The sequence below is a fragment of the Streptomyces tuirus genome, assembly GCF_014701095.1.
Classification (GTDB): Bacteria; Actinomycetota; Actinomycetes; order Streptomycetales; family Streptomycetaceae; genus Streptomyces; species Streptomyces tuirus.
In genome coordinates, this window is record NZ_AP023439.1 from 5281930 (window position 1) to 5300810 (window position 18881).

Genomic DNA, 18881 nt, shown 5'->3' on the forward strand with positions numbered 1-18881 from the left:
GGGGCCCGCCCACCGCCTACCGCAGGAGCGACCTCGGATCCCGCAGCGCGTGCCACAGCCCGGCCCCGAGCGGTACGACCGTCAGGGCGAAGAAGACCCAGAACAGGAACTCGGCGCCGGGCGCGAGGTCGTAGACGGTGCCGTCCTCCCAGACGCAGTAGGCCCGCGGCGGGAACGGGGTGGAGACGCCCGTCACCTTCCCGCTCCCCATGACGCCCTCCTGATACGGCTCCCTGGGGCAGGGCGCGGTCTCCGGGAACAGGAAGGCGTCGTCCGCCGTCATGATCACCAGCCAGGTGGCGGCGCCGAGCGGCACCGACCAGAAGACCGCCGTCCGCACCCACAGCGGCAGCAGCGGATGCGCCAGCAGCCCCCGCAGCGCGACCCACCCGACCACGAGCCCGACGAACACCGCGAGCAGCGTCATGGCGTCTTCGCGGCCTTCCGGGCGCGCAGTTCGGCCGCGTAACCCGCGCCGATGAAGAGCAGCGCGGCGCCCAGGGCGAGTGCGGCGCTCGCCCCGTTCATCCAGCCGTAGTCGGGGTCGCTGGAGTACACGGAGCCGTCGCCGCGGACGCAGTCGAAGCGCAGGGGCAGGTACGAGGACCGGTGATGGGTCAGCCCCTCCCTGGTGGCCTCGTCGAAGCCGTCGCGGCAGGCCGGGGCCGGGATGGAGTCCGCACCGTCACCGAACGCGTGCTCCGACGCCAGCACGCCGAACAGGCCCAGCGAGTACACGGTCGCCGCCGCCCACGCGGCCGTCGCCCCCGCCCGGCGCATCAGCTGGTCCGGCCACGGCTCCGGCCGCCCGGGAAACGCCATCGCGACGACACCCAGCCCGGCGATGAGCGCGCCGACGGCACAGGCCACGGGGACCGCAATCATCAGCACGGCGGGACCCGCGAGGCGAGGGCGACGGTATTCATGCCGCCACCCCACCAGGACCCCACCGCGCGGGCTGTGGCGGAGGCCACTCCTCCGGTCACAGCCGTGTCACAGCACCTCGCGCCAGCGCTGACGGGAGCGGCCGGACGAGCCGCCCCCCAAACGCTCCTTGAGCTCTCTGTCGCCCGGCCGGCCCCCTAAGCCGGCCGCAGCCACACCGTCGCCAGGGGCGGCAGGGTCAGGCGGATGCTCGCCGGGCGGCCGTGCCAGGACTGGGGTTCGGGCTTGACCGGGTGGGGGTTGGTGACGTCGCTGCCGCCGTAGCGGGCCGCGTCGGTGTTGAGCGCCTCGTGCCAGGCGGGGACGTCGTCGGGGACGCCCAGGCGGTAGTCCTGGCGGGTGACCGGCGCGAAGTTGGACACCGCCAGCACCGGGACGCCCTCCGGGTCCAGCCGCAGGAACGCGAGGACGTTGTCGTCGGCGGCGTCCCCGACGATCCACTCGAAACCGGCCGGGTCGGTGTCCAGGCGCCACAGCGCGGGGGTCGCCCGGTAGACGGTGTTCAGGTCGCGGACCAGGTCCCGCACACCCCGGTGGTCGGGCTCCGCCCCGTACCCCGGGTCCAGCAGCCACCAGTCCGGGCCGTGCGCCTCGGACCACTCGGCGCCCTGCGCGAACTCCTGGCCCATGAACAGCAGTTGCTTGCCCGGATGGGCCCACATGAAGCCGAGGTAGGACCGCACCCCGGCGCGCTGCTGCCACCAGTCGCCCGGCATCTTCGACACCAGGGACCGCTTGCCGTGCACGACCTCGTCGTGGGAGATCGGCAGCACGTAGTTCTCGCTGTACGCGTACACCATCGAGAACGTCATCTCGCCGTGGTGGTACTTGCGGTACACCGGCTCGTGGCTCATGTACTGCAACGAGTCGTGCATCCAGCCCATGTTCCACTTCAGCCCGAAACCGAGACCGCCGAAGCCGCTCGGGCCCTTGTGGTGGGTGGCGCGGGTGACGCCGTCCCAGGCGGTGGACTCCTCGGCGATCGTGACCACGCCGGGCACCCTGCGGTAGACCGTCGCGTTCATCTCCTGGAGGAACGCCACCGCGTCCAGGTTCTCCCGCCCGCCGTGCTCATTGGGCGTCCACTGGCCCGGCTCGCGCGAGTAGTCCAGGTAGAGCATCGAGGCGACGGCGTCCACGCGCAGGCCGTCGATATGGAACTCCTCGCACCAGTACACGGCGTTGGCCACGAGGAAGTTGCGCACCTCGTTGCGCCCGAAGTCGAACTCCAGCGTGCCCCAGTCGGGGTGCGCGGCCCGCAGCGGATCCTCGTGCTCGTACAGGGGCCTGCCGTCGAACTCGGCCAGCGCCCAGTCGTCGCGCGGGAAGTGCGCGGGCACCCAGTCCATGAGGACGCCGATGCCGGCCCGGTGCAGCGAGTCGACCAGGTACCGGAAGTCGTCCGGCGTGCCCAGCCGGGCCGTCGGCGCGTAGAAGCCGGTCACCTGATAGCCCCAGGAGCCGCCGAACGGATGCTCCGCGACCGGCATCAGCTCGACGTGCGTGAAGCCCAGGTTCTTCACGTACCCGGGCAGCTGCTCGGCGAGCTGGCGGTACGTCAGACCCGGTCGCCAGGAGGGCAGATGCACCTCGTACACCGAGAACGGTGCCTCGTGCGCCGGGACTTCGGCACGCCGGGCCAGCCACTGCGCGTCGCCCCACTCGTACTCCGAGGAGGTGATGACCGACGAGGTCGCGGGCGGCACCTCCGTGCGGCGGGCCAGCGGGTCGGCGCGCAGCGTCTTCGAGCCGTCGGGGCGCGTGATCTCGAACTTGTACAGCTCGCCCTCGCCGACGTCCGGCAGGAACAGCTCCCACACCCCGGACGAGCCCAGCGACCGCATGATGTGCCCGGTGCCGTCCCAGAAGTTGAAGGTGCCGGTCACGCGCACGCCCTGCGCGTTCGGCGCCCACACCGCGAACCGGGTGCCGGTCACGCCCTGGTGGACCGTCGGGTGGGCGCCCAGCGCCGTCCACAGCTCCTCGTGCCGGCCCTCGCCGATCAGGTGCAGGTCGAGGTCGCCGAGCGTGGGCAGGAAGCGGTACGCGTCCTCGGTCTCCAGGACCGTCCCCTCGTACTCCACGACCAGCCGGTACGCCGGGACCTCCCGCAGCGGCAGCAGCCCCGAGAAGAACCCGTCCCCGTCGTCGTGCAGCTCGGCCCGCAGTTCCCCGGAGACGACGGTCACCGACAGGGCGTACGGACGGAGCGCCCGGAAGGCGACGCCGCCGGGCACGGGGTGCGCGCCGAGCACGGAGTGCGGGGCGTGGTGCGTGCCGCCGAGCAGCCGCTCCCGGTCCACCGCGTCGACGGCGGGCGAGACGGCGACCTCCACCTCCGGCGGAGCGACCTGTACGGAAGCGGCTTTCCCGGCGGGTGCGTGCCCGGTGGGGGCCTTATCGGGGGATGCTTGCCCGGTGGGGGCCTTCTCGGCGGTGGCTTGCCCGGTGGGGGCCTTCTCGGGGGGTGCCTTCTCGGGGGGTGCCTGCCCGGAGGGGGCCTGCGTGGCGGGAGCCTTGCGGGCTGGGGCCTTCTTGGCCGCGCTCTTCTTGGCCGCGCTCTTCTTCGCGACGGGCTTGCCCGCGGGCGCCGCGCCGGCGCCGGTCCTCTTCGCGGCGGCCTTGGCGACCGTGGTCCTGGCGGGGGTGGTCTTCTTGGCGGCGGCCTTCTTGGCCGGTGCGCCAGCGCCGGGTGCCTCAGCGGCGTGTGCTCCAGCGGCGGGTGCGCCAGCGCCGGGTGCCTCAGCGGCGTGTGCTCCAGCGGCGGTGGCCCCAGCGCCGGTGGCCCCGGCGCCGGTGGCCTCGCCGACGGTCGTCTTGGCCGTGGTGGGCTTCTTGGCGGGCGCCTTCTTGGCCGGAGCCTTCTTCGCCGCGGTCTTCTTCGCCGCAGTCTTCTTCCCAAGGGTCTTAGCCGCAGGGGACTTCGCGGCCGCTGCCTCGTCGGCGACGGATTCCGCAGCCGTGGACTTCGCCGCCGCGGCCTTCACCGCAGTGGTCCTGCCCGCCGTCGCCTTGACCCTCGTGGCCTTCTTGGCCGCCGACTTCTTGACCGCGGCCTTCTTCGCGGCGGCCTTCTTCACCGTTGCCGTCTCTGGCGTCGGCTGCTCGACCGCCGTCTTCTTGGCGGAGGCCTTCTTCACCGTCGCCGTCCCGGCCGTCGCCGCCTCTGGCGTCGGCTGCTCGACCGCCGTCTTCTTGGCGGAGGCCTTCTTCACCGTCGCCGTCCCGGCCGTCGCCGCCTCTGGCGTCGGCTGCTCCACCGCCGTCTTCTTCGCGGCGGTCTTCTTCGTCGCCGCCTTCTTGGCCGCCGTCTTGCCGACGGTGGTCTTCCCGGCGGTGGCCTTCCTGGCGGTCGCCTTCGCCGGTGCCGCCTTCTTCGCCGCTGCCTGTTTGGGCACCGCCGTCTTCTTCGCGGCGCTCTTCTGCTGGGCGGCCGTGGGCTGCTCGGGGATCTTCTCCCCGGCGGTCCCCTTGGGACGCGAACCGCTGGACTCAGGGCGGGGGGTCACGGGCGGAGCCTCCAGGGCGAGGAATGGTCGGTCAGGTCAGGTGGCCGGTCGAGGCGAGCCGGTCTATGGCGGCCAGCGGCACCGGCAGCCAGTCGGGGCGGTGCCGGGCCTCGTACACCACCTCGTAGATCGCCTTGTCGGTCTCATAGGCCCGCAGCAGCACCGGGTCGGTGCGCGGATCGAGGCCGGAGGCCTCCGCGTAGCCGGCGCAGTACGCGGAGCGGCAGGTCTCGGCCCAGTCCGGCTGGGGCGGATCGACCGAGCGCGCCGCGTAGTCGAAGGACCGCAGCATGCCGGCGACGTCCCGCACGGCCGGCTGCGGCATGCGCCGCTCGGCGAGCGGCCGGGCCGGCTCGCCCTCGAAGTCGATCAGCCACCACTCGCCGGACGGCGAGCGCAGGCACTGCCCGAGGTGCAGATCGCCGTGCGCCCGCTGCGCGGTCCACGTGCGACCCTCGGCGGCCAGATCGCCCAGCGCCGTGAACGCGGAGCGCAGCCCGCCGGCGTACGGCCGCAGCGCGGGCACCGCCTGGACGGCCGCGTCCAGCCGCTCGATCATGCCGTCGACCATGAGCTGGAGCTGCATGTGACCGAGCGTGACGGTCGGCAACGCCCGGGCCAGCGCGGTGTGCACCTCGGCGGTGGCCCGCCCCAGTGCCCGTGCCGCGGCGCCGAAGTCCTCACCCTTGGCGAGCTCCCGCAGCGCCAGCTCCCAGCCGTCGGAGGCGCCCTGCAGGAACGGCTGCAGCACCCCCAGGACGTACGGCTGGCCCGCCAGGTCCGCCGCACCCGACGGCAGGACCGGGTCCGCCGTGGGGGCGATGTCCGCGACCATCCAGGCCGTCGGCGCGGGCACCCGGGGGCAGCCCTCGCGGGCCAGCGCGAGCGGCAGTTCCAGATCGGGGTTGACCCCGGGCACGATCCGCCGGAGCAGCTTCAGAATGAACGTATCTCCGTAGACGACCGACGAGTTGGACTGCTCGGCGGTCACCACGCGCGGCACGAGACCGGAGCGGATGTCCTGGCCGGGGTCCCGCTCGAAGCGGAGCCTGCCGATCCGGGCCTGGCTGCGCAGCGCCTCCAGGAGCAGCTCGGAGGGCCTGGTGTCGTGCAGGGCGTCGTAGACCGTCCGGCCGGCCAGCGGCCCCGTCGGCACGTGTCCGATGAGCGCGGGCGCCAGCCGAGGCGGCAGCGCCTCGCGCACGCCTATCAGCAGCTGGTAGCAGTCACCGGGGTGGCCGGGTGCCCCGTGGGACGACGGCCCGACGGGCTGATGGGCGCGCACGAGCAGGTGGTACAGGCCCAGCTTGGACGTGGCCGGGAGCAGCTCGGTGGCCTCGACCAGCGTGAACCCGGTGACCGGCCGCCCCTTGCCCGCGAACCAGCGCTGCCGCGGCAGCCACTCCCGCAGCAGCGGGTCGAGGGAGGCAAGGAGGCCGGGCGGGGTGGTGACGGTGCGTGTGACGGCTTCCGACATGGCGTCGCGTCCTTTCACCCATTCTTGGTGCGCCTCCGGGCGCCTGCAACCGGCCCCGGACGGCGCCCCTCCGGCTCACGCGGGTGGGCGGGGTGTTACTGATGCGTGCCCCGGGCGGGGCGGAGGAAACGCCCCGCCGCCGGGGTTTGCGGCCCGCCCCGCGGGTCAGGCCTCAACAGGCCTTTTCAGGCCTCACATGGTCTCTCTGCGGAGCCTGAACCAGTAGAACCCGTGGCCCCCGAGGGTCAGCAGGTATGGCAGCTCGCCGATGGCCGGGAAGCGCACCCCGCCGAACAGCTCCACCGGGTGCCGCCCCTCGAAGGCGCTCAGATCCAGCTCCGTGGGCTGCGCGAACCGCGAGAAGTTGTTGACGCACAGCACCAGGTCGTCCTCGTACTCGCGCAGGAACGCCAGCACCGCCGGGTTCGTCGACGGCAGCTCGGTGTACGAGCCGAGCCCGAAGGCCGGGTTCTGCTTGCGGATCTCGATCATGCGGCGGGTCCAGTGCAGCAGCGAGGACGGCGAGGCCATGGACGCCTCGACGCTCGTGACCTGGTAGCCGTAGACCGGGTCCATGATCGTGGGCAGGAACAGCCGTCCCGGGTCGCACGAGGAGAACCCCGCGTTGCGGTCGGGCGTCCACTGCATCGGCGTGCGCACGGCGTCCCGGTCGCCGAGCCAGATGTTGTCGCCCATGCCGATCTCGTCGCCGTAGTACAGGATCGGCGAGCCCGGCAGCGACAGCAGCAGGGCCGTGAACAGCTCGATCTGGTTGCGGTCGTTGTCCAGCAGGGGTGCGAGCCTGCGGCGGATGCCGATGTTGGCGCGCATGCGGGGGTCCTTGGCGTACTCGGCCCACATGTAGTCGCGCTCTTCGTCGGTGACCATCTCGAGCGTCAACTCGTCGTGGTTGCGCAGGAAGATGCCCCACTGGCAGCCCGAGGGGATGGCCGGGGTCTTGGCCAGGATCTCGGACACCGGGTAGCGCGACTCGCGGCGTACGGCCATGAAGATGCGCGGCATGACCGGGAAGTGGAAGGCCATGTGGCACTCGTCGCCGCCGCTCGGGTAGTCGCCGAAGTAGTCGACGACGTCCTCGGGCCACTGGTTGGCCTCCGCCAGCAGCACCGTGTCCGGGTACTGCGCGTCGATCTCCTTGCGCACCCGCTTCAGGAAGTCGTGCGTCTCCGGGAGGTTCTCGCAGTTCGTGTCCTCCTGCTGGTACAGGTACGGCACCGCGTCCAGCCGGAACCCGTCGATGCCCAGGTCCAGCCAGAACTTCAGGGCGGAGATCATCTCCTCCTGCACGGCCGGGTTCTCGTAGTTGAGGTCCGGCTGGTGGGAGAAGAAGCGGTGCCAGTAGTACTGCTTGCGGACCGGGTCGTAGGTCCAGTTGGAGGCCTCGGTGTCGACGAAGATGATCCGCGCGTCCTGGAACTGCTTATCGTCGTCGGCCCACACGTAGTAGTCGCCGTAGGGGCCGTCGGGGTCCTTGCGCGACTCCTGGAACCAGGGGTGCTGGTCGCTGGTGTGGTTCATGACGAAGTCGATGATCACGCGCATGCCGCGCTGGTGGGCGGCGTCGACGAACTCCACGAAGTCGGCCAGGTCGCCGAACTCGGGCAGCACGGCCGTGTAGTCGGAGACGTCGTAGCCGCCGTCGCGCAGGGGTGACTTGAAGAACGGCGGCAGCCACAGGCAGTCGACGCCGAGCCACTGGAGGTAGTCCAGCTTCGCGGTCAGGCCCTTGAGGTCGCCGACGCCGTCTCCGTTGCTGTCCTGGAAGGAGCGGACGAGCACCTCGTAGAAGACGGCGCGCTTGAACCACTCCGGGTCACGGTCCCTGGCAGGGGTGTCCTCGAAGGTGTCCGGAACGGGTTCGTTGACGATCATGTTGTGGGTGACCCTCCGATCTCCGGGGTGGACGGTCGCAGAACCGTGAAGACGTGCGCGGGCCGGTGGCCCGGTTCGAGGCGCACATAGTTGGCCCTGCCCCAGTGGTAGGTCTCGCCGGTGAGCTCGTCGCGCACCGGCACCGACTCGTGCCAGTCCAGGCCGAGTTGCGGCATGTCCAACGAGACCGTGGCCTCCTGGGTGTGGTGGGGATCGAGGTTGGCGACCACCAGAACCGTGTTCGAACCCTTGCGCTTCGAGTAGGCGATCACCGCCTCCTGGTCGGCGTGGTGGAAGTGGAGGTCGCGCAGCTGCTGGAGGGCGGGGTTCTCCCGCCGGATGGTGTTGAGGCGGGTGAGCAGCGGGGTGATGGTGCGGCCCTCGCGTTCGGCCGCCGCCCAGTCGCGATGCCGGAGCTGGTACTTCTCCGAGTCGAGGTATTCCTCGCTGCCCTCGCGCAGCGGGGTGTTCTCGCACAGTTCGTAGCCGGAGTAGATGCCCCAGGCCGGTGACAGCGTCGCGGCGAGCACGGCCCGGACCTCGAAGGCGGGACGGCCGCCGTGCTGGAGGTAGGCGTGCAGGATGTCGGGGGTGTTGGGGAAGAAGTTGGGCCGCATGTAGGAGGCGGCCTCACCCGACAGCTCCGTCAGGTACTCGGTCAGTTCCTGCTTGGAGGTGCGCCAGGTGAAGTAGGTGTAGGACTGCTGGAAGCCGATCTGGGCCAGGGTGTGCATCATCGCCGGCCGGGTGAACGCCTCGGCCAGGAAGATCACATCGGGGTCGGTGCGGTTGATCTCGCCGATCACCCGCTCCCAGAACACCACCGGCTTGGTGTGCGGGTTGTCCACCCGGAAGATCCGCACCCCGGCGTCCATCCAGTGCCGCAGCACCCGCACCGTCTCCGCGACCAGACCGTCCATGTCGGCGTCGAAGGCGATGGGGTAGATGTCCTGGTACTTCTTCGGCGGGTTCTCCGCGTAGGCGATGGTGCCGTCGGGGCGGTGGTGGAACCACTCCGGATGCTTCTGCACCCACGGATGGTCCGGTGAGCACTGCAGCGCGAAGTCCAGCGCCACCTCCATGCCCAGCTCCCGCGCCCGCCCGACGAACCGGGTGAAGTCCTCCAGCGTGCCCAGGTCGGGGTGCACGGCGTCGTGCCCGCCCTCCGGCGAACCGATCGCCCACGGCACCCCCACATCGTCCGGGCCGGGGGAGAGAGTGTTGTTCCTGCCCTTGCGGAACGTCGTCCCGATGGGGTGGATCGGCGGCAGGTAGACCACGTCGAAGCCCATCGCCGCGATCGCCGGCAACCTGCGGGCGGCGGTGCGGAAGGTGCCGTGGGGCTGCTCGGGCGTGCCCTCCGAACGCGGGAAGAACTCGTACCACGAGCCGTACAGGGCCCGCTCCCGCTCCACCAGCAGCGGCAGCGGCTCACTGCTGGTCACCAGGTCCCGCAACGGATGCCGCTCCAGGACCGCGTCCACCTCCGGCGTCAGCGCCGCCGCCAGACGAGCCGCCGCGGGGCGGTCCTCGTCCCGCAGGGCGTCGACGGCGGTGAGGATCACGTCGCGCAGTCCCTCCTCCTCGGGCACGCCCGCGGCCGCCCGCTCGTACAGACGCGCACCCTCCTCCAGGACGATGTCCGTGTCCATGCCCGCCGGGATCTTGATCTCGGCGTGGTGGCGCCAGGTGGCGACCGGGTCCCCCCATGCCTCGACGGTGAACGTCCACAGTCCGGGTTCCCCGGCGGTGACCGTCGCACCCCACCGGTCCGTACCCGGGGCGAGTTCGCGCATCGGCGTCCACGGGCCGGGACGGCCCTCGGGGTCCTTCAGCACGACATTGGCGGCCACCGCGTCGTGCCCCTCCCGGAACACGGTCGCCGAGATCTCGAAGGTCTCGCCGGTGACGGCCTTGGCCGGCCGGCGTCCCCGCTGGACCACCGGGCGGACATCCAGTACGGGTATGCGCCCCACGGCGGTCGCTTCGTCCACCGGTGGAGGTGGCGAGGCCGGTGAACCGTCGTCACCCGGGCGCGCGGGGCGTGCTTCGCCGCCGGGTGCGCGCGCCCCGGTGGTGCGGCGGTTGGGGGGTGCTGGCGAATGGTGCTTGGCGGGCATGACCGCTCCTGTCCGCGTCAACGTGGGTAGGCGGATGTCTGTGGGGAGGTGGGTCCTGCGTGGTGCTCCTGAGAGGGGTACCCGCAGGAGCCTTCCCACCCTATTCGGGTGGGCAATCCGGCACTTTGTTAACTACTCACGCGTATGTCGACACACAAGACCGGCCTCGTCCGCGATGGACGAGGCCGGCCCCCTGGCATGACTGCTCCTTCGCCCTACGCGCGCGGCACCCGCAGCAACTTGTCCGGTGAACCGACACCCCGGCCGGAGACCTTCCCGGCCGCCGCCGTGGTGGTCAGGACCGCCCCGACCTGGGCCGGAGTCGCTTTGGGATGATCGGCCAAGTAGAGCGCGGCCGCGCCCGCGGCATGCGGGGACGCCATCGATGTACCCGAAAAGGTGGCCCGCGCCCGGTCGCTCGCGGCGGACGCGGAGGTGATTCCGACGCCCGGGGCGAACAGATCGAGCGCCGGACCGTCGTTGGAGAAGGCCGGTTTCTTATCCCCGCGGCCGGTCGCGCCGACCGTGACGGCCTGCTTGACGCCGCCCGGGGAGTACAGGCCGGCCGGCCTGCCGTCGTTGCCCGCGGCGACCGTGTAGGTGACGCCGGAGGCGATGGAGGCGCGCACGGCGGCGTCGAGCCGGTCGTTGCGCGGGCCGCCCAGGCTGAGGTTGGCGACCGCGGGCTTCCTCGCGTGCCGGGTCACCCAGTCGATCCCGGCGATCACCCGGGCCGTGGTGCCCCCGCCCGCTGCGTCGAGGACGCGCACGGAGACGATCCGGGCCCGCTTCGCGACGCCGAAGGACGTGCCGGCGACCGTGCCGGCGACATGGGTGCCGTGGCCGTTGGCGTCCGAGGCGACCCGGTCGTTCCCCACGAAGTCCCAGCCGTGGCCCGCCCGCCCGGCGAACTCCTCGTGGGTGGTGCGGACGCCGGTGTCGATCACGTACACCGTCACCCCCGCGCCGGCCGACCCGGGCCAGGTGTAGCTCCGGTCCAGCGGCGGCCTCGGCTGGTCGATCCGGTCGAGCCCCCAGGACGGCGGGTTCCGCTGCGTGCCGTCGAGTCGCACGCGGGTGTCCTGGACGACCGAGGCGACCCGGGGGTCGGCGGCCAGTCGCGCGGCCTGTCTCCCGCCCGCCCGCACCGCGTAGCCGTTCAGGACCGTGCCGTAGGTGTGGCTGATCTCCGCCCCGTGCTGTTCGGCGAGGTCCCTTCCGGCCGCCGACCGGGCCCGCGTGCCCTCCTTCAGTGTCACCAGATAACTTCCGTGCACGGAGCCGGGTGATCCGGCGCCGACTATCCGCCCCTCCGATACGGCGTGCGCGGGCAGGGTGGTGGCCGAAAACACCGCGGCGCAGATCGCCGCCGTCAGGCCCCCCGCCCGGCGCAGACGCCGCTCGCGCGTCCGAGCCATGGTCCGAGTTCCCCTCCTCGACTCGGCGTACGGCCGCCGCGCGGAGCCGCGTGCGGCGGGCGCGGGCCGGTACGCCACAGGCAGCCTCTCGTGGCGTGTGAAGCACCACAAGGACGCCTATGGGTGCGGAATCGGCCATATCCGCGGATGGTGCGGTTCAGGCCGATCGGGGGTCGGGTGGCGGAGCCTCAGCGGAGCGGGCGCCGACGCCGGTACTGTCATAGGAGACGTCGTCGAAGCCCTGCGAAATCCAGCGAACGCGCCGAGGTGGAACCCGTGAAGGCGATCCGTCGATTCACCGTCCGACCCGTTCTCCCCGAACCCCTCCGGCCGCTCAGCGATCTGGCCCGCAACCTGCGCTGGTCGTGGCACGCGGAGACCCGTGACCTGTTCCAGTCGGTCGACCCCGAGCGGTGGGCCTCCTCGGGCGGCGACCCCGTCCGGCTGCTCGGCAGCGTGCCACCCGCGCGGCTGGCGGAGCTCGCCGGGGACCGCCCGTTCCTGCGCCGCCTCGCCGCGGTCGCCGGCGATCTGCACGACTACACGACCGGCGAGCGCTGGTACCAGACCCAGCCCGACGAACTGCCCGCCGCGATCGCCTACTTCTCACCCGAGTTCGGCATCACCGCCGCCCTGCCCCAGTACTCCGGCGGCCTCGGCATCCTGGCCGGCGACCACCTCAAGGCGGCCAGCGACCTCGGCGTCCCGCTGATCGGCGTCGGCCTGCTCTACCGGCACGGCTACTTCCGCCAGACCCTGTCCCGGGACGGCTGGCAGCAGGAGCACTACCCGGTCCTCGACCCCAACGAGCTGCCCGTCGTCCAGCTGGAGGAGCCCGACGGCACCCCCGCCCAGGTCGCCCTCGCCCTGCCCGGCGGCAGGCAACTGCGCGCCCGGATCTGGCTCGCGCAGGTCGGCCGGGTCCCGCTGCTGATGCTGGACTCCGACGTCGAGGAGAACGACCTCGGCGAGCGCGGCGTGACCGACCGGCTCTACGGCGGCGGCAGCGAGCACCGGCTGCTCCAGGAGATGCTCCTCGGCATAGGAGGTGTCCGGGCGGTACGGACGTACTGCCGGCTGACCGGCCATCCCGCGCCGGAGGTGTTCCACACCAACGAGGGGCACGCCGGGTTCCTCGGCCTGGAGCGCATCGCCGAACTGTGCGCCGACGGGCTGGACTTCGACTCCGCGCTGGAGTCGGTGCGCGCCGGGACCGTCTTCACCACCCACACGCCCGTCCCGGCCGGCATCGACCGCTTCGACCGCGAGCTGGTCGCCCGCCACTTCGGCCCCGACGCCGAGCTGCCGCGCATCGACGTCGAGCGCGTCCTTCGGCTCGGCATGGAGACCTACCCCGGCGGGGAACCCAACCTCTTCAACATGGCCGTGATGGGCCTGCGGCTGGCCCAGCGCGCCAACGGCGTCTCCCTGCTGCACGGCAACGTCAGCCGCGAGATGTTCGCCGGCCTGTGGCCCGGCTTCGACGCCGACGAGGTGCCCATCACGTCCGTGACCAACGGGGTGCACGCGCCCACCTGGGTCGCCCCCGAGGTGTTCCGGCTCGGCGCCCGCCAGATCGGCGTGCAGCGCGCCGAGGACGCGCTGACCGTCGGCGGCTCGGACCGCTGGGACACCGTGGCCGACATCCCCGACCAGGACATCTTCGACCTCCGGCGGGTGCTGCGCGAGCAGCTCGTGACCGAGGTGCGCGAGCGGCTGCGGGCCTCCTGGCGGCAGCGCGGGGCGCACACGGCCGAGTTGGGCTGGATCGACGGCGTCCTCGACCCGGACGTCCTCACCATCGGCTTCGCCCGGCGCGTCCCCTCGTACAAGCGCCTGACGCTGATGCTGCGCGACCGGGACCGGCTGATGGACCTGCTGCTGCACCCCGAGCGGCCGGTCCAGATCGTCGTGGCGGGCAAGGCGCATCCCGCGGACGACGGCGGCAAGCGGCTGGTGCAGGAGCTGGTGAGGTTCACGGACGACCCGCGGGTGCGGCACCGGATCGTGTTCCTGCCGGACTACGGCATGGCGATGGCGCAGAAGCTGTACCCCGGCTGCGACATCTGGCTGAACAACCCGCTCAGGCCGCTGGAGGCCTGCGGCACGTCAGGGATGAAGGCCGCGCTCAACGGCTGTCTCAACCTCTCCGTCCTCGACGGCTGGTGGGACGAGTGGTTCCAGCCCGACTTCGGCTGGGCCATCCCGACCGCGGACGGCGTGGGGACCGATCCCGACCATCGCGACGACATAGAGGCCGCGGCGCTGTACGACCTGCTGGAGCAGCGGGTGACGCCCCGCTTCTACGAGCGCGGGCGCAGCGGGCTGCCCGACCGGTGGATCGAGATGGTCCGGCACACGCTGAGCCAACTCGGGCCGAAGGTGCTGGCGGGACGGATGGTCCGCGAGTACGTCGAGCGGCTCTACGCGCCGGCCGCGCTCGCCCACCGCTCGCTCGGGCCGGACTCGGCGCGGGAGCTCGCCGAGTGGAAGGGGCGGGTGCGGGCGGCCTGGGCGGAGGTCACGGTCGACCATGTGGAGACGTCCGCGGTGGCCGCGCTGGCGGAGCTCGGTACGACGCTGGGGCTCCGGGTGCGGGTCGGGCTCGGGGAGCTCGGGCCGGACGACGTGGAGGTGCAGGTCGTCTCGGGGCGGGTGGACGAGGAGGACTGGATCGGTGACGCGACGGTGGTTCCCCTGAAGCCGGTGGGCTCCCCCGACGAGGAGGGGCGCTGGGTCTATGAGGGGCCCTTGTCGCTGGATCGCACCGGGCCTTTTGGGTACACGGTGCGGATCCTTCCGGCGCATCGGCTCGTGGCTTCCAGCGCGGAGTTGGGGCTCGTGGCCGGGCCTTCCGAGGAACTGGTGGAGGCTGCGGGGTTGTTGATGCGGTGAGTGTCGGCTGAGGCCCCCGCGCCCCTAGGTACCGTCACCACCCTGCGTCGCGAGGTCCCGGAGGACGTTGCCGCACCTGCGGGCGTACGCGTGCTGGAAAGCCCTCGTCGCCGGGCCGCCCGCCTTGGCGTACCACTTGGCGGGCCGGCTGAAGGCGTTCACCGTCAGCCACACCGTGCCGTCTCCCGTGCGGTCCACGATGAACGACTCCTCGCCGGTCTCCGGGTGGCCGGGCAGCGTGCCGTAGGCCCAGCCCGCCCGGCGGGGTTCCTCGACCGTCCAGACCACCCGGCAGGGGGCCTTGATCATGCCGGCGAGGGTGACGGTGACGTCGACGCCGGGGGCGGCTCGTTCCGCGCTCGCGTCGAGGCCGACGCCCATCGACCGGTGCATCTCCCAGGTGAGGACGGCCTCCGAGGCCCGGCGGAAGACCTCCTCGCCCTCGCCCAGGCGCGTGCGTACGGTCATGGGATGGAAGCCCGGAGGGCAGAAACCCTGGTCACGGGTGGCGCCGACATCGGCGTAGGTGAAGTCCTGCGAATCCGTAGAAGACACGGTCCCCAAGACTAGGGCGGTACCCGGACCCGCTTCGGATCCGGGTACCGCCCATGGTCGTGGATCGGTCAGCCTCGATCAGCCGACGTTCACGGCGGACCAGGCGGACGCGACCGCCTTGTACTCGGTGCTGGACGCGCCGTACAGCGCCGAGGCCGCGTTCAGGGTCGCGGTGCGGGCCTGCGCGTACTTGGTCGTCGACGTCATGTACGTCGTCAGCGCCTTGTACCAGATCTGCAGCGCCTTGGCGCGGCCGATGCCGGTGACCGTGGAGCCGTTGGACGTGGGCGAGTTGTAGGTCACGCCGTTGATCGTCTTCGAGCCGCTGCCCTCGGACAGCAGGTAGAAGAAGTGGTTGGCGGGACCGGAGGAGTAGTGGACGTCCACTCCGCCGAGGCTGGAGGACCAGCTGTCCTTGGACGCGCCGTCCTTGCTGGGCTTGTCCATGTAGCGCAGCGGCGTGCCGTCGCCGTTGATGTCGATCTCCTCGCCGATGAGGTAGTCACCGACGTCGGAGGAGTTGCCCGCGAAGAACTCGGCGCCCGCGCCGAAGATGTCGGAGGTGGCCTCGTTCAGACCTCCGGACTCGCCGCTGTAGTTCAGGCCCGCCGTGGCCGAGGTCAGGCCGTGGCTCATCTCGTGCGCGGCCACGTCGAGCGAGGTCAGCGGGTTGGTGTTGCCCGCACCGTCGCCGTAGGTCATGCAGAAGCAGCTGTCGGACCAGAAGGCGTTGACGTAGGCGTTGCCGTAGTGGACGCGCGAGTAGGCGGCCTTGCCGTCGTTGCGGATGCCGTTGCGGCCGAAGGCGCTCTTGTAGAAGTCCCAGGTGATCTGGGCTCCGTAGTGCGCGTCGGCGGCGGCGGTCTCGGCGTTGGACGGGTTGCCGTTGCCCCACACGTCGTCGGAGCCGGAGAAGAGGGTGCCGGTGCCGGAGGTGCCGCGGTTGAGGTTGTACGTCTTGTGGCCGCCGCGGGTGGAGTCGGTGAGGTTGTACGTCGACCCGGACTTGGTGGTGCTGAGCGTGACCGAGCCGCTGTAGGTGGTGTTGCCGGTGCCGGTCTCGATGCCCTGGTACTCGTAGAGCTTCTTGCCGGTGGCGGCGTCGGTGACGACGTGCAGTTCGTTCGGGGTGCCGTCCTCCTGGAGGCCGCCGACCACGGTCTCGTAGGCGAGGACCGGCTTGCCGCTCGCGGCCCAGATCACCTTGCGGGGAGCGGAACTCGCCTCGGTCCTGGCCGATCCGGCCGCCTTGGCGAGGGTCACGGCCTGCTTCTCCGCCTTGGCGGCGGTGACCTCGGGCTTGAGCGAGGCGACCTTCAGGGCCGCCTTGGTGGCTCTGGTGACACCCTTGGCCGCGCCGGACTTCGACTGGTGCACCACGAGGTCGCCGCCGAGGACCGGCAGGCCCGCGTAGGTGCGCTCGTAGCGGGTGTGGACCGAGCCGTCGGCGTCCTTCACGACGTCCTTGACGACCAGCTTCTCCTGGGCGCCGAGGCCTATCTCGTCGGCGGTCCCGGCGGCGTCCGCCTGCTGCTCCTGGATGAGCGCGGTGCGGGCCGGCGCGGAGAGCAGGACCGGGGCGGCGGCGAGGGCCGGCTTGCTCGCGGATTCCGCGGCGGCGCTGCTGCCGGAGGTCAGACCGGTGGTGAGCAGGGCGCCTGCGGCGACGGCGGTGGCGATGGCGAGCGTGGCGCGCTTTTGACGCGCGTAGACAGAAGTGGACACACGAGCTCCTCGGTGTGGGGGAAGTGCTGCGGTGCTGTGCGGCGTGGGGGAACAGTGGCATTAGAGACGCGTACATGTCAGGAGTGAAGCGTGATGTTGGCCGGAATTCGACGGCCAGATGTACGCGAGGGCAGGTGAAACGGACGCCGCCCCGGGGGATTCGAACCCACCGGGGCGGCGCCCTGACTCTGAGGCCCTTGCGGCCTGCGGATTTCCGGGTCCACGGATCACCGATCCACGGATCTACCGGTCTACGGGAACGTCAGCTTCCAGCTGTTGATGTAGCCGGTGTCGATGGCCGCGTTGTCCTGCACCCGCAGCTTCCACACGCCGTTGGCCACCTCGGAGGAGGCGTTCACCGTGTACGTGGTGTTGATGTTGTCGGCGCTGCCGCCGGTGCCGTACCCCTTCAGCGTGTACGCCGTGCCGTCGGGGGCCACCAGCTCCACCTTGAGGTCACCGATGTACGTGTGGACGATGTTCACCGCGACCTGGAGGTTGGACGGCGCGTTGCCCGTCCGGCCGGAGACGGTGACCGACGAGGTGACCGCCGCGCCCCGGTCCGGTATCGCCACGTCGGCCGTGTTCTCGAAGGACGTGCCGCCGCCGCCCCCGCCGCCGGAGCGCTCACCGACGTTGATGCCCGCCCACGCGTCCTGGACCGCCTTGTACTCGGCGCTGTCCGTGCCGTAGAGCTCACCCGTGGCCGCGAGGGTGCCGGTGCGGGCGCCCGCGTAGTTGGTGTTCGAGGTGAACTTCGTGGTGAGCGCGCGGAACCAGATCTTCTCCGCCTTGTCCCGGCCGATGCCGGTGACCGGAAGGCCGTCCGAGGTGGACGAGTTGTACGTGACACCGTTGATGGTCTTGGTGCCGCTGCCCTCGGAGAGCAGGTAGAAGAAGTGGTTCGCCGGGCCCGACGAGTAGTGCACGTCGATCGAGCCGATGCCCGAGTACCAGCTGTCCTTGGACGCGCCGTCCTTGCTGGGCTTGTCCATGTAGCGCAGCGGCGTGCCGTCGCCGTTGATGTCGATCTCCTCGCCGATGAGGTAGTCACCGACGTCGGAGGAGTTGTTCGCGTAGAACTCGACCGTCGATCCGAAGATGTCGGAGGTGGCCTCGTTCAGGCCGCCGGACTCGCCGCTGTAGACGAGGCCCGCGGTGTTGGACGTGACGCCGTGGGTCATCTCGTGACCGGCCACGTCGATCGACGTCAGCGGGTGGGTGTTGCCCGACCCGTCGCCGTAGGTCATGCAGAAGCAGCTGTCGGACCAGAAGGCGTTGACGTAGTTGTTGCCGTAGTGGACCCGGGAGTAGGCGCCGACGCCGTCGCCCTTGATGCCCGAACGCCCGTGCACGTTCTTGTAGTAGTCCCACGTCAGCGCGGCGCCGTAGTGGGCGTCCGCGCCCGCGGTCTCCGCGTTGGACGGGCTGCCGTTGCCCCACACGTCGTCGGGACCGGAGAAGAGGGTGCCGGTGCCGGAGGTGCCGCGGTTGAGGTTGTACGTCTTGTGGCCGCCGCGCGCACCGTCGGTGAGGTTGTACGTCGACCCCGACTGCGTGCTGCCGAGCGTCACCGTGCCGCTGTACATCGTGTTGCCGGTGCCGGTCTCGATGCCCTGGTACTCGTAGAGCTCGGCGCCCGTGGCCGCGTCGGCGACGACGTGCAGCTCGTTCGGCGTGCCGTCCTTCTGGAGGCCGCCGACGACGGTCTCGTAGGCGAGGACCGGCTTGCCGCTCGCGGCCCAGATCACCTTGCGCGGGGCTTTGTCGACGTCGGCGCTCTTGGTGTCGTCCGCCTGCGCGGCGGCCAGCGCCTGCTTCTCCGCCTTGGTGGCGGGGACGGCCGCGGTGGTGGTGGCCGGCTTGATGGCGGCGCGGGTCGCCTTGACGACCGCCTTGGTCGCACCGGACTTGGCGGCCTTGACGACGAGGTCGCCGCCCAGGACGGGCAGGCCGTCGTAGGTGCGCTCGTAGCGGGTGTGCACCGTGCCGTCGGCGTCCTTCACGACGTCACGGACGACCAGCTTCTCCTTGGCGCCGAGACCGAGGTCCCGGGCGGTCTGCGCCTTGCCGGCCTCGGCCTTGCGGATCAGCTCGGCGCGCTGGGCGGGGCTGAGCCTGACCGATTCCGAGCCGGGGATCGCCTTGCTCGCGGCCGGCGGTGTCCCGGGGGCCGCGGCGGCGGAGCCGCCCTGGACGGCGGCGGCCATCAGCGCGGCGACGCCGAAGAGGGCCACGGCCGCGGTGCGGCGGGGGGTGTGGGGAGTGCGTCTGTGGGAGATGCCTCTTCGCGAGGAACTGCTTCTCAACACTGACTCCTTCTGCGGGACCGGGGGTCGCCCGG

Annotated in this window: 11 protein-coding genes; 1 reads left to right on the forward strand and 10 read right to left on the reverse strand. The window is 71.4% G+C overall.

The features are described 5' to 3' along the window. Positions 1-16: 16 nt before the first annotated feature. From IGS69_RS24435 to IGS69_RS24465, 7 genes are all read right to left on the reverse strand, one after another. On the reverse strand, positions 17-427 hold the full coding sequence (locus IGS69_RS24435) for a hypothetical protein (protein WP_190902654.1): 411 nt from the start codon (positions 425-427) through the stop codon (positions 17-19). Continuing rightward, positions 424-885 carry a hypothetical protein gene (locus tag IGS69_RS24440; RefSeq protein ID WP_190902655.1) on the reverse strand — a complete coding sequence of 154 codons (462 nt, stop codon included), beginning with the start codon at positions 883-885 and terminating at the stop codon, positions 424-426. The genes IGS69_RS24435 and IGS69_RS24440 overlap by 4 nt, the downstream gene beginning before the upstream one ends. 197 nt (positions 886-1082) lie before the next feature. Next, the gene (gene glgB / locus IGS69_RS24445) at positions 1083-4085 is read right to left on the reverse strand and encodes a 1,4-alpha-glucan branching enzyme (protein WP_408647953.1); all 3003 of its coding nucleotides are present in this window, start codon (positions 4083-4085) and stop codon (positions 1083-1085) included. Positions 4086-4485: 400 nt separating this feature from the next. Next, the gene (locus IGS69_RS24450) at positions 4486-5931 is read right to left on the reverse strand and encodes a maltokinase N-terminal cap-like domain-containing protein (RefSeq protein WP_190902656.1); all 1446 of its coding nucleotides are present in this window, start codon (positions 5929-5931) and stop codon (positions 4486-4488) included. A 192-nt stretch (positions 5932-6123) separates the two neighbouring features. After that, entirely contained in the window at positions 6124-7824 is a 1701-nt protein-coding gene (treS, locus tag IGS69_RS24455) for a maltose alpha-D-glucosyltransferase (protein WP_190902657.1), read from the reverse strand. Further along, entirely contained in the window at positions 7821-9944 is a 2124-nt protein-coding gene (locus tag IGS69_RS24460; RefSeq protein ID WP_190902658.1) for an alpha-1,4-glucan--maltose-1-phosphate maltosyltransferase, read from the reverse strand. Before IGS69_RS24460 ends, treS begins: the two co-directional genes overlap by 4 nt. A gap of 215 nt (positions 9945-10159) precedes the next feature. Then, entirely contained in the window at positions 10160-11362 is a 1203-nt protein-coding gene (locus IGS69_RS24465; RefSeq protein ID WP_190902659.1) for a S8 family peptidase, read from the reverse strand. A 276-nt stretch (positions 11363-11638) separates the two neighbouring features. On the opposite strand from IGS69_RS24465, the gene IGS69_RS24470 reads away from it, so the two are divergent. Continuing rightward, complete coding sequence (locus tag IGS69_RS24470; RefSeq protein WP_190902660.1) at positions 11639-14257, forward strand: glycosyltransferase family 1 protein; 2619 nt, start codon at positions 11639-11641, stop codon at positions 14255-14257. 24 nt (positions 14258-14281) lie between these two features. Here IGS69_RS24470 and IGS69_RS24475 read toward each other — a convergent pair whose 3' ends face one another. The 3 genes from IGS69_RS24475 to IGS69_RS24485 all read right to left on the reverse strand — a co-directional run bounded on the left by IGS69_RS24475 (position 14282) and on the right by IGS69_RS24485 (position 18846). After that, entirely contained in the window at positions 14282-14821 is a 540-nt protein-coding gene (locus IGS69_RS24475; RefSeq protein WP_190902661.1) for a DUF1990 family protein, read from the reverse strand. A gap of 69 nt (positions 14822-14890) precedes the next feature. Then, a complete protein-coding gene (locus IGS69_RS24480) occupies positions 14891-16537 on the reverse strand; it encodes a M4 family metallopeptidase (RefSeq protein WP_190902662.1) in 1647 nt (548 codons plus the stop codon). 251 nt (positions 16538-16788) lie between these two features. Further along, positions 16789-18846: a M4 family metallopeptidase gene (locus IGS69_RS24485; protein ID WP_190902663.1), complete on the reverse strand. Its 2058-nt coding sequence runs from the start codon at positions 18844-18846 to the stop codon at positions 16789-16791. Between the last annotated feature and the right edge of the window lie 35 nt (positions 18847-18881).